Here is a 15,373-nt window from a genome sequence, read left to right on the forward strand (position 1 = left end):
ATGTTCATGGACACCAAACTGCTCGACATCCTCGCTTGCCCCGTGTGCAAAGGTCCGCTCAAGCTCAGTGCCGACAAGACCGAGCTGATCAGCAAGGGCGCCGGTCTGGCCTATCCGATCCGCGACGGCATCCCGGTGATGCTGGAAAGCGAAGCGCGCACCCTGACCACCGACGAGCGTCTGGATAAATGACCACAGCCTTCACCGTTGTCATCCCGTCGCGGTTCGCCTCGACCCGTCTGCCGGGCAAGCCGTTGCTGGATATTGCCGGCAAGCCGATGATCCAACATGTCTGGGAACAGGCGAGCAAAAGCAGCGCGACCCGCGTCGTGGTTGCCACCGATGACGCGCGCATCGTCGAGGCATGCAAAAGCTTTGGCGCCGAAGTGGTGCTGACCCGTGAAGATCACAACTCCGGCACTGATCGTCTGGCCGAGGTCGCAGCGAAACTCGGTCTTGCGCCTGATGCGATCGTGGTCAACGTCCAGGGCGATGAGCCGCTGATTCCGCCAAGCGTGATCGACCAGGTCGCCGCCAACCTTGCTGCCCACACCGAAGCGCGCATGGCCACGCTGGCCGAGCCGATCGAAGACGTGGAAACCCTGTTCAACCCCAACGTTGTGAAGGTTTCCAGCGATATCAACGGTCTGGCCCTGACGTTCAGTCGTGCAACCTTGCCGTGGGCTCGCGATGCATTTGCCAAGAGCCGCGAGCAGCTGCCCGAAGGCGTGCCCTATCGCCGCCACATCGGTATTTATGCCTATCGCGCCGGGTTCCTCCACGACTTCGTGAGCTGGGGGCCGTGCTGGCTGGAAAATACCGAATCTCTTGAGCAACTGCGTGCCTTGTGGCACGGCGTGCGTATCCATGTTGCCGACGCGCTGATCGCGCCGCCGACCGGTGTCGACACCGTTGAAGACCTTGAGCGGGTTCGTCGCCTGCTGGGGGCCTGATGCGCGTTCTGTTTGTGTGCCTGGGCAACATCTGCCGTTCGCCCACCGCTGAAGGCGTGTTGCGCCACAAGTTGCGTGAAGCCGGGCTGGCCGATGTGGTCGAAGTGGCCTCCGCCGGCACCGGTGACTGGCACGTCGGCAACCCGCCGGACAAGCGCAGCCAGGCCGCGGCGAAAGTGCGCGGTTATGACTTGTCGACGCAACGCGCGCAGCAGGTCAGCCGGGCCGATTTCGCCAGCTACGACCTGATTCTCGCCATGGATAACAGCAATCTGCGCAACCTCAAGGCCTTGCAGCCGTCCACCGGCAGGGCCGAGCTGGATCTGTTCCTGCGTCGTTATGCCGGGCTGGTCGATGAAGTGCCGGACCCGTATTACGACGGCGATCAGGGTTTCGAGCAGGTGCTCGATCTGATCGAAGCGGCCTGCGACCAGTTGCTGATCGAAGTGAAGGGCCGTTTATGAGTTTGCAGGTGCAACCGCAAGTATCTTTGCAGGCCTTCAATACGTTCGGCGTCGATGTGCGCGCGCAGCTGTTTGCCGAAGCCCACAGTGATGACGATGTCCGCGAAGCGCTGGCCTATGCCGCGTCCCATGACGTGCCGTTGCTGGTGATCGGCGGTGGCAGCAACTTGCTGCTCACGGCGGATATTCCGGCGTTGGTATTGCGCATGGCTACGCGCGGCATCCGCGTGCTCAGCGACGATGGCAGTCGTGTGGTGGTCGAGGCGGAAGCGGGCGAACCGTGGCATCCGTTCGTGCAGCACACGCTGGCCCAGGGTTTTGCCGGGCTGGAAAACCTCAGCCTGATTCCCGGCACCGTCGGCGCCGCGCCGATGCAGAACATCGGTGCCTATGGTGTCGAGATCAAGGACGTGTTTGCCGGCCTGACTGCGCTGGACCGCGAGAGCGGCGAGCTGCGGGATTTCAGCCTGGAGCAGTGCAATTTCGGCTACCGCGACAGCCTGTTCAAGCAGCAGCCGGGACGTTGGCTGATCCTGCGGGTGCGCTTCAAGCTTGATCGCGCCGCGCACCTGCATCTGGAATACGGCCCGGTCCGTCAGCGCCTGAGCGAGCAGGGCATCGAGCAGCCGACGCCCAGCGACGTCAGCCGCGCCATCTGCAGCATCCGCAGCGAAAAACTGCCGGACCCGGCGGTGCTCGGCAATGCCGGCAGCTTTTTCAAGAATCCGCTGGTGCCTGCCGCTGTGGTCACGCAGATCAAAGCGCAGCACCCGGATCTGGTGGCTTACCCGCAAGCGGATGGGCAGATGAAACTGGCCGCTGGCTGGCTGATCGAACGCGCTGGCTGGAAAGGCTTCCGCGATGGCGATGCCGGCGTGCACAAGTTGCAGGCGCTGGTGCTGGTCAACTACGGCACGGCCACCGGCCTGCAACTGCTCGACCTGGCGCAACGTATCCAGAAAGACATCGCCGAACGGTTTCATGTCGAACTGGAAATGGAGCCCAATCGGTATTGAAGCAGCTGCAAGTTTCAAGCTTCGAGCGGCAAGCTGCACTGCGTCATGAGCTATCTGCCGCTCTTGCTTGCAGCTTGTAGCTAGAAACTTGCAGCTAAAAAGCCCTGTATAAGCAGGGCTTTTTTGTTAATGCTGGGTTAACTTAGCCGCCTAACGATACCAATCATTTGCTTCACCCAAGGCGCGGTTGCGAGCTGCAATCTGCGAGCGAATCAGACGCGCCTTCACTTTGAGCTTGCAGCTTGCAGCTTGCCGCTAAGATGTAACCCATAACCACTAAAAAATATGCGGGCGTGCCCATGATTACCCTGAAACTCAACGGTCAAGACCACTCCCTCGATGTCACCGAAGACATGCCGCTGTTGTGGGCGATTCGTGACGTCGCCGGTTACAACGGCACCAAATTCGGTTGCGGCATGGGCCTGTGCGGCGCCTGCACCATCCATATCGACGGTTTGCCAGCACGCAGTTGCATCACGCCGATCGGCTCGGTAATCGGCCAGAACGTCACCACCATCGATAATCTCCACGCCGACCCGGTAGGCAAGGTCGTGCAGCAAGCCTGGCTCGACAGCGCTGTGGCTCAATGCGGTTATTGCCAGGGCGGGCAGATCATGTCGGCCACCGCTCTGCTGAAAACCAACCCCAACCCGAGCGACGAGCAGATCGAAGAAGCCATGGTCGGCAACATCTGCCGCTGCGGCACCTACAACCGGATCAAAACCGCGATCCGCCAGGCCTCCACCCATCTGAAGGAGGTGAAGGCATGAGCCGCGTCCCGAATGATTTCGCCCTGAGCAACCTCAGCCGCCGTGGTTTTCTCAAAGGCGTCGGCGCCACCAGCGCGCTGGTCCTCGCCGCGAGCTGGGGCTGGCAGGATGCGCTGGCCGATGACGCGCCGAAGAAGTTCGGTGCCGACGGCATGCCCAATGGCTGGATAGACGATCCCAAGGTTTACGTGAGCATTGCTGCCGATGGCAGCGTCACCGTGGTGTGCAACCGTTCGGAAATGGGCCAGGGCGTGCGCACCAGCCTGAGCATGGTCGTTGCCGATGAACTTGAGGCCGATTGGGCTCAGGTCAAAGTGCAGCAGGCGCCGGGTGACGAAGTGCGCTTCGGCAACCAGGACACCGATGGTTCGCGCAGCATGCGTCACTGGTACGAGCCGATGCGTCGTTGCGGCGCCGCCGCGCGGACCATGCTCGAACAGGCCGCCGCTGCGCAGTGGAAAGTGCCGGTTGGCGAATGCCATGCGCAGCTGCACAAAGTCATTCACAAACCGTCCGGCCGCGAACTGGGCTACGGCGAACTCGCCGCTGCGGCCAGTGCGCTGGCAGTACCGGCGCGTGACAGCCTGCGACTCAAGCAGCCGTCGGAATTTCGCTACATCGGTAAGGAAGGCACCAAGGCCATCGACGGTGCCGATATCGTCAATGGCCGCGCAGTGTACGGCGCCGACGTGCATTTCGACGGCATGCTCTACGCCACTATCGCTCGCCCGGCAGTGTACGGCGGCAAGGTCAAAAGCCTCGATGACAGCGCCGCGCTGAAAGTCCCCGGCGTGCTAAAAGTCATGCAGATCGAAGGCCGGCCGTTGCCGTCAGAGTTCCAGCCACTGGGCGGCGTCGCGGTTGTGGCCAGCAATACTTGGGCGGCGATCAAGGGCCGCGAGGCGCTGAAGATCGAATGGGACGACGGCCCGAATGCCAGTTATGACTCGATTGCCTATCGCAAGGAGCTTGAAGCGGCGTCGCTGAAGGCCGGCAAAGTGGTGCGCAACACCGGTGATATCGACAAAGCCTTGAGCGGTGCCCCCAGCACCCTCGAAGCCTCGTATTACCTGCCGCATCTGGCGCAGGCACCGATGGAACCGATGGTTGCCATCGCCCGTTACAAGGACGGCGTCTGCGAGGCCTGGGCGCCGAGTCAGGCACCGCAGGTCACCCGTGAGCGCATCGCCGAGCGCCTGGGCGTCCCGTTCGAAAAGGTCACCTTCAATGTGACATTGCTGGGCGGTGGTTTCGGGCGCAAGTCGAAACCGGACTTCGTCGTTGAAGCCGCGATCCTCGCCAAGGAGTTTCCGGGCAAGGCTGTACGGGTGCAGTGGACCCGCGAAGACGACATCCACAATTCGTATTTCCACACCGTGTCGGCGGAATATCTCAAGGCCGGCATCGACAAGAACGGCATGCCGTCCGGCTGGCTGCATCGTACCGTGGCGCCGAGCATCACCGCGTTGTTTGCGCCGGACATGAACCATGAGGCGGCGTTCGAGCTGGGCATGGGCTTTACCAACATGGCCTATGCGATTCCCAACGTGCGCCTGGAAAACCCCGAAGCCAAGGTACACACGCGGGTTGGCTGGTATCGCTCGGTGTCGAACATTCCCCACGGCTTCGCGATTCAGAGCTTCGTCGACGAACTGGCGCACAAGGCCGGGGAAGATCCGCTCAAGTACCAGATCAAATTGCTCGGCCCGGACCGGCAGATCGATCCGCGCACCTTGAGCGAAGAGTGGAACTACGGCGAATCGCCCGAGCGTTATCCGATCGACACCGGGCGCATGCGCACGGTGCTGGAAACTGCCGCCAAGGCCGCCGGTTGGGGGCGCAAACTGCCCAAGGGCCGTGGTCTCGGTCTGGCGGTGCATTACAGCTTCGTCACCTATGTCGCGGCAGTGATCGAAGTCGAGGTCAAGGACGACGGTTCGCTGATCGTGCACAAGGCCGACATCGCCGTGGACTGCGGGCCGCAGATCAACCCTGAGCGCATCCGTTCGCAGTTCGAAGGTGCGTGCGTCATGGGCCTGGGCAACGCTGTGCTCGGTGAGATCAGCTTCAAGGAAGGCAAAGTCCAGCAGGACAACTTCCATATGTACGAGGTCGCGCGCATGTCGCTGGCGCCCAAGGAAGTCGCGGTGCATCTGGTGACGCCGCCGGGTGACGTGCCGTTGGGTGGCGTTGGTGAGCCGGGCGTGCCGCCGATTGCTCCGGCGCTGTGCAATGCGATCTTCGCCGCCACCGGCAAGCGCATCCGCAATCTGCCGGTGCGGTATCAGTTGCAAGGCTGGCAGAAGGCGGAGGCGTAAATGGACAGCGTCGATCTCAACGTCTTGCGCAGCGTCCTCGAGTGGCGTCGCGCAGGGCAACGGGTGGTGCTGTTCAGCGTGGTGCAGACCTGGGGCACTGCGCCGCGCTCGCCCGGTGCCATGCTCGCCTTGCGCGAGGACGGCGTGGTGATCGGCTCGGTGTCGGGCGGCTGTGTCGAGGATGACTTGATCGCGCGGCTGCACGACGGCCGCATTGCCACCGACGGCCCGCCGGTGCAGATGATCACTTATGGCGTGACCCGCGAGGAGGCCGCGCGTTTCGGCCTGCCTTGCGGCGGTACTCTGCGCCTGACCGAAGAGCGCGTCGGTGACCCGGCGTGGGTCGCCGAGTTGCTGCAGCGTTGCGAAAACCATGAAATCGTTGCCCGAGAACTGAACATCGAAACCGGCGAGGTGCGGCTGGCTCCGGCGAGCAAGTCCGATTCGCTGGTGTTCGACGGCAAGACTCTGCGAGCGATTTACGGCCCGCGCTGGCGCTTGTTGCTGATCGGTGCCGGGCAGTTGTCGCGCTACGTCGCCGACATGGCGCGGCTGCTGGATTTCGAAGTGCTGATCTGCGATCCGCGCACCGAGTTCGTTTACGGCTGGGAAGAGCAGCATGGCCGTTTCGTCCCCGGCATGCCGGACGAGGCGGTGTTGAACATCCAGACCGACGAGCGCACGGCGATTGTCGCCTTGACTCACGATCCACGCTTGGACGACATGGCTTTGCTCACCGCGCTCGACTCGCCGGCGTTCTACGTCGGCGCGCTCGGTTCGCGGGTCAACAGCCAGAAGCGCCGGGAAAATCTGGCTCAGCTAGGCTTGTCGCAAGCGTCGATTGATCGCCTGCACGGACCGATCGGCTTGCACATCGGCAGTCATTCGCCGGCTGAAATCGCCTTGTCCTTGCTGGCGGAAATTGTTGCGATCAAGAACGGTGTGGAGCTGAAACAGAAAAAACCGCTGGAGGGTGCGTGAGCCAATCCATCGCAGTGATTGTGCTGGCGGCGGGCGAGGGCAAACGCTTTCGCCAGATCGCCGGCCCCGACAAAGACAAATTGCTCGCTGACTGTACCGGGCGTGACGGCGCCGTGCGCTCGGTCATCGAGCAGGTGCTGGTGAACCTGCCGGCCAGTCTCGACAAGCGCGTGCTGGTCACCACCGAGTCTCGACCGCAGGCGATGCGCATGGCCCAGGCTCATGGCTGCGACGTGGTGTCGATCGAATCGACCGGCATGGGCGACAGCATTGCCGCAGGTGTTGCTGCTTGCCCGGACGCTGATGGCTGGTTGATTGTGCTCGGCGATATGCCGTTTATCCTATCTTCGAGTATCGAGCGAGTGCTCGCGGCGATGGCTGATGACGCGGTGAGCGTGCCGGTGCTGGGTGGCGAATTTGGCCATCCCGTGGGGTTTGGTCGTTCGTTTGGCGCGCAATTGCAGGCGCTGACCGGTGACCGTGGCGCACGGCCGTTGTTTGCGCAGGGGCGGGTGGTGGAAGTGGCGGTGGATGATCCGGGGGTGTTGTGGGATATCGATGTGCCTGAATCTTTGGTATTTCCTCAGTCCTGAGCCGTGTTGAAATCCCTTGTGGGAGCGAGCCTGCTCGCGAATGCGATGGTTCAGTTACATGAATATTGTCTGACCCAGCGCTTTCGCGAGCAGGCTTGCTCCCACAAAGGTTGTGGATGATGCTGGAATTTCAGGCATAAAAAAGCCCCGCCAGGCTTTCACCAGGCGGGGCTTTTTATTGGCTTCAGGAATTACACGAGTGGTTTAGGCTCGTGCTCTTTTTCCTGGGCCTCTTCGCGCTGTTCAACTGCATCCTGAACGGAGCGTGGTGCTTCAGCGATCACCGCTTCAACCGATGCTTCCTCCGCGACCGGGGCAGGGGCTGCCTCGATCACTTCAGCTGCAGGGGCTGGTTCGGCAGCAACCGCAGCCGCAGCGGCAGCCAGTTCGGCTTCCTTCTGCAGACGCTCGGCTTCACGCTTGCGACGACGCACTTCACGCGGGTCGTTTGGCGCGCGGCCGTTCGGCGTCAGGGCGCTGACCGGAGCCGGCGCTTCAACCACTGGCGCTGGCGCTTCGACTGCGGCTGGCGCTTCTTCAACCTGAGCTTCGGCAACCGGAGTTTCAACCACTGGTGTCGGCGCCGGCTCTGCTGCTGCAACTACTGGCTCGGAAACCATGGCTTGCGGCACTTCGGCTTCAGCGACTGGCGCTGGGGCTTCGGTGACGGCTGGCTCGGCAACCCAGTTGAACGCAGTCTGCTCTTCACGAACTTCACGCACGGTTTTGGTCACGTTTTCGCTGACGGTTTCTACCGCTGGCTCAGTGATGGCCGTTGGTGCTTCGACGACAGCTTCCGGTTCGGCAGTTGCTTCAACCTGAGGCTGAGCTTCGCGGACCGGAGCGACTTCGATTTCCGGTGCAGCAGTCGCTTCCACTGGAGTGGTGGCTTCGACAACCGGCGCTTCGACTGGAGCAGTTTCCAGTGTGGCGGCGGTGGCGCGTTCAGCCTGCTCGTGAGCTTCGGCTTCTGCCGGAGCGCTGATGGTGCTGCTGGCAACGGCGGCGGTGACGGCCAGGCCAGCGGCCAGATCGGCAGTGCTTGGCTCGCCAGCGTTTTCAGCGGACTCGGATTCTTCCGAACCTTCGATCACGTTGCCGTTGGCATCACGTTGACGCTCGCGACGGTTGCTGCGACGACGCTGGCCACGGGAGCGACGACGTGGACGATCGCCTTCGGCGTTGTCCTGACCGTCTTCCGGCAGTTGCTCTTCGTTGTTGCTGTTCACTTCTTCTTCAGCGACGGCAGCAGCGGCCTGCTCGGCACGCGGTTGACGCTCTTCACGCGGCGGACGCGGAGCGCGTTCTTCGCGTGGCTGACGGGCCGGACGCTCTTCAGCGGTCACGGCAGCAACAGCTGCGGCTGCGGCTGGCGCGGCGTCCAGTGGCTCGCGCAGTTCACGCACACGCTCTTCACGCTCGCCACGCGGCTTGCGATCTTCACGCGGAGCACGCGGTGCACGTTCTTCACGCGGGGCACGTGGTGCGCGCTCTTCGCGGGCTACCGGCGCTTCGCTGCGGGTTTCACGCGGCTCGCGGGCTTCACGTGGCTGGCGCTCTTCGCGCGGCTCGCGTGGTGCGCGCTCTTCACGTGGAGCACGTTCTTCGCGCGGCTTGCGTTCTTCATCGCGGCGACCGTTACGGTTGCGGCTCTGCTGACGACCGTTGCGGCGCTCTTCGTTGCGGGCAGGACGCTCGGTGGCAGCCGGTTTCGCAACGGCGACCGGTGCGGCTGGCTCTTCCTTGGTGGCGAACAGGCTGACCAGCGACTTCACCAGACCCTTGAACAGGCTTGGCTCAGGCGCGGCAGCGGGTGCCGGAGCAGGTGCGGCAGGAGCAACTTCAGTCGGCACCGGTGCGTTGGCACGGGCCGGCGCAGTTTTCACTGCAGCTTCCTGGCGAACCAGAGTGCGGGTCGCAGCGGCTGGCTGGACTTCTTCGACTTCGGCAGCGGCGGCAGCGATTTCGTAGCTGGACTGGTTGGTCGCGGCTTCCGGGCTGTCGTCACGCAGACGCTGAACTTCGAAGTGCGGCGTCTCGAGGTGATCGTTCGGCAGAATGACGATACGGGCACGGGTGCGCAGTTCGATTTTGGTGATCGAGTTGCGTTTTTCGTTGAGCAGGAACGCGGCGACCGGGATCGGCACTTGCGCGCGAACTTCGGCGGTGCGGTCTTTCAGGGCTTCTTCTTCGATCAGGCGCAGAATGGCCAGCGACAGCGATTCAACGTCACGGATGATGCCGGTGCCGTTGCAACGCGGGCAGACGATGCCGCTGCTTTCGCCCAGCGATGGACGCAGGCGCTGACGGGACATTTCCAGCAGGCCGAAACGCGAGATGCGACCGATCTGCACGCGGGCGCGGTCAGCTTCCAGGCATTCACGGACTTTTTCTTCCACGGCGCGCTGGTTCTTGGCCGGGGTCATGTCGATGAAGTCGATGACGATCAGGCCGCCGATGTCGCGCAGGCGCAACTGACGGGCGATTTCTTCGGCGGCTTCAAGGTTGGTCTGCAGGGCGGTTTCTTCGATGTCGCTGCCTTTGGTGGCACGCGCCGAGTTGATGTCGATGGACACCAGGGCTTCGGTCGGATCGATCACAATGGAGCCGCCGGAAGGCAGTTCGACGACGCGCTGGAATGCGGTCTCGATCTGGCTTTCGATCTGGAAACGGTTGAACAGCGGCACGCTGTCTTCGTACAGCTTGATTTTGCTGGCGTACTGCGGCATCACCTGGCGGATGAAGGTCAGGGCTTCGTCCTGGGCTTCAACGCTGTCGATCAGCACTTCGCCGATGTCCTGGCGCAGGTAATCGCGGATGGCGCGGATGATCACGTTGCTTTCCTGGTAGATCAGGAATGGCGCAGAGCGATCCAGCGAGGCTTCTTTGATGGCGGTCCACAGTTGCAGCAGGTAGTCGAGGTCCCACTGCATTTCTTCGCTGCTGCGGCCCAGGCCGGCAGTGCGCACGATCAGACCCATGTCGGCCGGAGCGACCAGGCCGTTCAGCGCTTCACGCAGTTCGTTGCGCTCTTCGCCTTCGATGCGACGGGAGATGCCGCCGGCACGCGGGTTGTTCGGCATCAGCACGAGGTAACGACCGGCCAGGCTGATGAAGGTGGTCAGGGCGGCGCCCTTGTTGCCACGTTCTTCTTTCTCGACCTGAACGATGACTTCCTGGCCTTCGCTCAGGACGTCCTTGATGTTGACGCGGCCTTCGGGGGCTTTCTTGAAGTATTCGCGGGAGATTTCTTTGAGGGGCAGGAAGCCGTGGCGCTCGGAGCCGAAATCGACAAAGGCAGCCTCAAGGCTTGGTTCGATGCGAGTGATACGGCCTTTATAGATGTTGGCCTTCTTCTGCTCGCGTGCACCGGATTCGATGTCCAGGTCGTAGAGGCGCTGGCCATCTACCAGTGCAACACGCAACTCTTCGGGTTGAGTTGCGTTAATCAGCATTCTTTTCATGTAGTACCGTCGGTTTCCGGGCTGCCGGAAACGGCGTTCGGCACACACGACTTCTCACGGTCGGTGTCAGGTGCGTCGGGAGTGGTTGGCCATTCCCGTGTCCAGCGATGTGCGGCCAATTGGGCCGATACCGCGACGTACGCGTCCTGCTTGCTGTGGCTACTTAAGCACTCAGTCAGGAGGAGGAATCAACCAGCGGCTGTGGACGAGATGAAGCGTCTTGATCAAAGCTTGTTGCTACACAGTCCGGCGGTTGTGCATCTCCACCCTACACGTATCCCTGATAATTCGGGTGCTGCCGCGCGCAGAATCCGCAGCGGGTTGGCATTTACCGTGAGCTCCGAAAGGGGAGGTCACGCATCATGGCTAATTCAGGCGATGTTTCCGAAGCAATCGCTCGGGGTCATTCGCAGTCGACTGCACTTTGTGAACTGGCCTTGAATGTTGCCTGCCGGGCGAGTGAGAACTCTGCTCGGCGGTGTAATTCAGGCCTCATGTCACCTGCGCTCGTTACAACCGCAAACTCCACCGTTACGTAGCGAAAGCCCCGTAGGACGGCCTCGCGCCCTGGTGAATTGCGTTGGTCAGGGCCGGTCGTTGACCGTGGTTCCGCTGTCCAGGCCGCTTTTGGCGGCGTTCGCGACTATAGCAGCAATGATTAAGTGCTTCAATTCCATAAAAATTGTTATCATCCGCGGCATGACAACTACTGCCCCTTCGACTCCAGGCGTTCAACTGCTTGAAGTCTCGCCGGAGTATGCCGGCCAACGAATCGACAACTTTCTCCTCGCCCGGCTCAAAGGCGTGCCCAAGACCTTGATTTACCGCATTTTGCGCAAAGGCGAAGTGCGCGTGAACAAAGGTCGGATCAAGCCCGAATACAAGCTGCAGGCCGGCGACATCGTGCGCGTGCCGCCGGTTCGCGTGCCTGAGCGCGACGAACCGGTGCCGCTGGCGCAAGGGCTGTTGCAGCGCCTGGAAGCCTCGATCGTCTTCGAAGACAAGGCCCTGATCGTGATCAACAAGCCCGCCGGCATTGCGGTTCATGGCGGCAGCGGGCTGAATTTCGGCGTGATCGAAGCCTTTCGTCAGCTGCGTCCCGACGCCAAGGAGCTGGAGCTGGTTCACCGTCTCGACCGTGACACCTCCGGCCTGCTGATGATCGCCAAAAAACGCAGCATGTTGCGCCATCTGCACGAGCAGCTGCGTGGCGATGGCGTCGACAAGCGCTACATGGCGCTGGTCCGTGGCAACTGGGCAACCTCGATCAAGCAGGTTCGCGCACCGTTGCTCAAGAGCAATCTGCGCTCCGGCGAGCGCATGGTCGAAGTCAATGACGAGGGCAAAGAAGCCCTGACGCTATTCAAGGTGCTGCGCCGCTTCGGCGATTTTGCCACCATGGTCGAGGCGAAACCGGTTACCGGTCGTACCCACCAGATTCGCGTGCACACCTTGCATGCTGGCCATTGCATTGCCGGTGACAGCAAGTATGGCGACGAGGATTTCACCAAGGAAATCCGCGATCTGGGTGGTAAGCGCCTGTTCCTGCACGCCTACATGCTGACCGTGCCGCTGCCCGACGGCGGCAAGCTGAATCTGCAAGCGCCCGTCGATGAAATGTGGGCCAAGACCGTGGAGCGATTGAGTGCGCCCATCTGATTACAAGCTGTTGATTTTCGACTGGGACGGCACCCTTGCCGATTCCATTCATCGGATCGTCGAGGCGATGCACTCGGCGTCCGGGCGTTCCGGTTTCGAGCTGCGCGATGACTTCGCCGTCAAAGGCATCATCGGTCTTGGCTTGCCGGAAGCGATTCGCACCCTGTATCCCGAAATCAGCGACGCAGAAATGCTCGCGTTTCGCGAGTACTACGCCGATCACTACATCGCTGCCGAAGCCGTGCCTTCGCCGCTGTTCGAGGGTGTGGTCGAGTCGATGGCATCGTTTCGCGAGCAGGGTTATCACCTGGCGGTAGCGACGGGCAAGAATCGTCGCGGACTGGATCGGGTGCTCAAGGCCAATGGCTGGGAAGATTATTTCGATATCACCCGCGCTGCCGATGAAACTGCCAGCAAGCCACACCCTCTGATGCTTGAGCAGATTGTCAGCCACTGCGGCGTACGCCCGGAGCAGGCGTTGATGGTCGGTGATTCGTCGTTCGATCTGCTGATGGCGCGCAACGCGGGGATGGATTCGGTGGCGGTCAGTTATGGCGCGCAATCGATCGAGTCCCTGCAGCAGTTCGAGCCACGCCTGTCGATCGACCGTTTTTCTGAATTGCACGCCTGGCTGGGTCAGCGGGCTTAATACGTTTTGCTGGGGTAGATGGCATGACCGACGAATGGAAAGCACCGGCCAAGGCAAGTGCCGACGACGGTGACGCGAAAAGCTGGAAGCTGTTGGAAAAGACTTTGCTGGCCGGCGTGCAGGAACAACGCCGTTCGCGGCGCTGGGGGATTTTCTTCAAGCTGCTGACGTTTGTTTATCTGTTTGTTGCGCTGCTGCTGTTCACGCCGCTGATGGACATGGAAAAAAGCGCCACCCGCGGCCCGAACTACACGGCGTTGATCGAGATCGACGGCGTAATCGCCGACAAGGAGCCGGCCAGCGCCGATAATATCGTTGGCAGCCTGCGCGCGGCGTTCGAAGACAAGAAGGTCAAAGGCGTGGTCCTGCGCATCAACAGTCCGGGCGGCAGTCCGGTGCAGTCCGGTTATGTCTATGACGAGATCAAGCGTCTGCGTGGCCTGCATCCAGAGATCAAGCTCTACGCAGTGATTTCCGATCTTGGTGCTTCGGGCGCCTATTACATCGCCAGTGCGGCGGATCAGATCTACGCCGACAAGGCCAGTCTGGTCGGCTCGATCGGCGTGACGGCGGCGGGTTACGGTTTCGTCGGCACCATGGAGAAACTCGGCGTTGAGCGTCGCACCTACACCTCGGGCGAACACAAGGCATTTCTGGATCCGTTCCAGCCGCAAAAGCCTGAAGAAACCGCATTCTGGCAAAGCGTGCTCGACACCACGCACAAGCAGTTCATCAACAGCGTCAAGCAGGGCCGTGGCGATCGTCTGAAAGACAAGGAGCATCCGGAGCTGTTTTCCGGACTGGTCTGGTCGGGTGAGCAGGCGCTGCCGCTGGGCCTGATCGATGGCTTGGGCAGTGCCAGTTCGGTGGCGCGTGATGTGATTGGCGAGAAGGAGCTGGTGGACTTCACCGTGCAGGAATCGCCGTTCGATCGCTTCTCGAAAAAGCTCGGCGCCAGCGTGGCCGAGCAGTTGGCGATGTGGATGGGTTTCCACGGGCCTTCGTTGCGTTAAGACGTTTGAAGGTCGAAAGATCGCAGTCGGCGGCAACTCTTGCACGGATCGGTGTGGAGCTGCCGAAGGCTGCGATCTTTTGCTTTTAAGGGATTTGCACGCCTTCGACCAATAACATATCGATCAGGCGAATCAGCGGCAGGCCGATCAGGCTGGTGGCATCCGGGCCTTCGGTCGATTGAAACAGGCTCACGCCCAGTCCTTCGGCCTTGAAGCTGCCGGCGCAGTCGTACGGTTGCTCGATGCGCAGGTAGCGTTCGATGCGCGCCTGATCCAGCTGACGCATGTGCACGGTAAACGGCACGCAGTCGACCTGGCATTGCCCGGTCTGGCTGTTGAGCAGCGTCAGGCCAGTCAGGAAGGTTACGCTCGCACCGCTGGCCGCCATCAATTGCTCGCGAGCCTTCTCGAAGGTGTGCGGCTTGCCGATGATCTGTTCGCCGAGGACGGCGACCTGATCCGAGCCAATGATCAGATGAGCAGGGTGGCTGTCCGCCAGGGCGCGGGCTTTTTCCTCAGCGAGGCGTTTGACCAGATCGATCGCGGACTCGCCCGGGCGGTGGCTTTCGTCGATGTCCGGCGAGCTGCAGACGAACGGCAGGTGCAGGCGGGCGAGCAATTCACGGCGATAAGTCGAGCTTGAAGCGAGTAATAAAGGCAGCATGGACGTCTCCTGAGGCAGGTGCGGATTCTAGCGGAGGCGCGCAAGTGACGGACAGGGCACAATTTCCTTTGACATGGGTGGGTGCATCCCTATAATGCTGCGCCTATGTTGAATGACCCGATTCCACCTCACGTTGACCCGCGCAAATTGGCTGACCGTGGCACCACCCTTCAAGGTGAACTGCTGCTGGCCGATTTGAAGAGACTCTGCGACCCGCTTTCCGACGATGTCGGTACGGTGCAGGCCAAATTCGTTTTTGAACGAGATGAACGTAAGTCTGTGGTCATCCACAGCTTTATCGACACCGAAGTCAAAATGGTTTGCCAGCGTTGTCTTGAGCTGGTCACCCTGCCGATCCACAGCGAATGCAGTTACGCGGTGGTGAAGGAGGGTGCGAATACCCAGTCGTTGCCGAAAGGTTATGACGTGCTGGAACTGGGCGAAGATCCATTGGATCTGCAGTCACTGATCGAGGAGGAGCTTCTGCTCGCCTTGCCCATTGTGCCTGCTCATCATCCGGAAGAATGCCAGCAGCCGGCGGGAGCAGATGAGCCCGAACCGAGCGAGGACGAGGTAACGCGGTCCAACCCGTTCAGTGTATTGGCGCAGTTAAAGCGTGACCCAAACGTTTAGGAGTTAATCAATTATGGCTGTTCAGCAGAACAAAAAATCCCGCTCTGCCCGTGACATGCGCCGTTCGCACGACGCTCTCGAGGCTAGCACCCTGTCTGTAGAAAAAACCACTGGTGAAGTTCACCTGCGTCACCACGTATCGCCAGAAGGCGTATACCGTGGCCGTAAAGTGATCGACAAGGGCGCTGACGAGTAA

General features: G+C 61.4%; 15 protein-coding genes. 13 read left to right on the forward strand and 2 right to left on the reverse strand.

Annotated elements, in window-relative coordinates:
- The first annotated feature begins 6 nt into the window (after positions 1–6).
- From AAEZ10_RS10010 to AAEZ10_RS10045, 8 genes are all read left to right on the forward strand, one after another.
- Complete coding sequence (locus AAEZ10_RS10010) at positions 7–192, forward strand: Trm112 family protein (protein ID WP_003179363.1); 186 nt, start codon at positions 7–9, stop codon at positions 190–192.
- Positions 189–953 (forward strand): 3-deoxy-manno-octulosonate cytidylyltransferase, encoded by a 765-nt coding sequence (gene kdsB, locus AAEZ10_RS10015; RefSeq protein ID WP_073472249.1) that lies wholly within the window; start codon positions 189–191, stop codon positions 951–953. Before AAEZ10_RS10010 ends, kdsB begins: the two co-directional genes overlap by 4 nt.
- Positions 953–1,417, forward strand: a complete 465-nt coding sequence (locus tag AAEZ10_RS10020) for a low molecular weight protein-tyrosine-phosphatase (protein WP_122746711.1) — start codon at positions 953–955, stop codon at positions 1,415–1,417. Before kdsB ends, AAEZ10_RS10020 begins: the two co-directional genes overlap by 1 nt.
- Positions 1,414–2,433 carry a UDP-N-acetylmuramate dehydrogenase gene (murB, locus tag AAEZ10_RS10025; RefSeq protein ID WP_122746710.1) on the forward strand — a complete coding sequence of 340 codons (1,020 nt, stop codon included), beginning with the start codon at positions 1,414–1,416 and terminating at the stop codon, positions 2,431–2,433. Before AAEZ10_RS10020 ends, murB begins: the two co-directional genes overlap by 4 nt.
- 299 nt (positions 2,434–2,732) lie before the next feature.
- Positions 2,733–3,203, forward strand: a complete 471-nt coding sequence (locus tag AAEZ10_RS10030) for a (2Fe-2S)-binding protein (RefSeq protein WP_016771000.1) — start codon at positions 2,733–2,735, stop codon at positions 3,201–3,203.
- Positions 3,200–5,521: a xanthine dehydrogenase family protein molybdopterin-binding subunit gene (locus AAEZ10_RS10035; RefSeq protein ID WP_350569029.1), complete on the forward strand. Its 2,322-nt coding sequence runs from the start codon at positions 3,200–3,202 to the stop codon at positions 5,519–5,521. The genes AAEZ10_RS10030 and AAEZ10_RS10035 overlap by 4 nt, the downstream gene beginning before the upstream one ends.
- Positions 5,522–6,502, forward strand: coding sequence for an XdhC family protein (locus tag AAEZ10_RS10040; RefSeq protein ID WP_016770998.1), 981 nt, complete (start codon positions 5,522–5,524; stop codon positions 6,500–6,502).
- Positions 6,499–7,095: a nucleotidyltransferase family protein gene (locus AAEZ10_RS10045; RefSeq protein ID WP_071173219.1), complete on the forward strand. Its 597-nt coding sequence runs from the start codon at positions 6,499–6,501 to the stop codon at positions 7,093–7,095. Before AAEZ10_RS10040 ends, AAEZ10_RS10045 begins: the two co-directional genes overlap by 4 nt.
- Positions 7,096–7,286: 191 nt before the next feature.
- Here the strand turns inward: AAEZ10_RS10045 and rne are convergent, their stop codons facing one another.
- On the reverse strand, positions 7,287–10,559 hold the full coding sequence (gene rne / locus AAEZ10_RS10050; protein ID WP_071173218.1) for a ribonuclease E: 3,273 nt from the start codon (positions 10,557–10,559) through the stop codon (positions 7,287–7,289).
- Between the two features lie 699 nt (positions 10,560–11,258).
- On the opposite strand from rne, the gene rluC reads away from it, so the two are divergent.
- From rluC to sppA, 3 genes are read left to right on the forward strand one after another with little or no spacing between them, the layout of a single operon-like run.
- Positions 11,259–12,218: a 23S rRNA pseudouridine(955/2504/2580) synthase RluC gene (gene rluC, locus AAEZ10_RS10055; RefSeq protein ID WP_016770994.1), complete on the forward strand. Its 960-nt coding sequence runs from the start codon at positions 11,259–11,261 to the stop codon at positions 12,216–12,218.
- Positions 12,205–12,867 carry an HAD-IA family hydrolase gene (locus AAEZ10_RS10060; protein WP_016770993.1) on the forward strand — a complete coding sequence of 221 codons (663 nt, stop codon included), beginning with the start codon at positions 12,205–12,207 and terminating at the stop codon, positions 12,865–12,867. The genes rluC and AAEZ10_RS10060 overlap by 14 nt, the downstream gene beginning before the upstream one ends.
- Positions 12,868–12,890: 23 nt before the next feature.
- A complete protein-coding gene (sppA, locus tag AAEZ10_RS10065; RefSeq protein ID WP_071173216.1) occupies positions 12,891–13,880 on the forward strand; it encodes a signal peptide peptidase SppA in 990 nt (329 codons plus the stop codon).
- Positions 13,881–13,965: 85 nt separating this feature from the next.
- Here the strand turns inward: sppA and AAEZ10_RS10070 are convergent, their stop codons facing one another.
- A complete protein-coding gene (locus AAEZ10_RS10070; protein ID WP_110645993.1) occupies positions 13,966–14,544 on the reverse strand; it encodes a Maf family protein in 579 nt (192 codons plus the stop codon).
- A 105-nt stretch (positions 14,545–14,649) separates the two neighbouring features.
- On the opposite strand from AAEZ10_RS10070, the gene AAEZ10_RS10075 reads away from it, so the two are divergent.
- The gene (locus AAEZ10_RS10075) at positions 14,650–15,177 is read left to right on the forward strand and encodes a YceD family protein (RefSeq protein ID WP_003204262.1); all 528 of its coding nucleotides are present in this window, start codon (positions 14,650–14,652) and stop codon (positions 15,175–15,177) included.
- A 13-nt stretch (positions 15,178–15,190) separates the two neighbouring features.
- Positions 15,191–15,373 carry a 50S ribosomal protein L32 gene (rpmF, locus tag AAEZ10_RS10080; RefSeq protein ID WP_003179396.1) on the forward strand — a complete coding sequence of 61 codons (183 nt, stop codon included), beginning with the start codon at positions 15,191–15,193 and terminating at the stop codon, positions 15,371–15,373.

The organism is Pseudomonas sp. H26/SER47-MNA-CIBAN-0231 (assembly GCF_040310465.1).
Taxonomy (GTDB): Bacteria; Pseudomonadota; Gammaproteobacteria; order Pseudomonadales; family Pseudomonadaceae; genus Aquipseudomonas; species Aquipseudomonas atacamensis.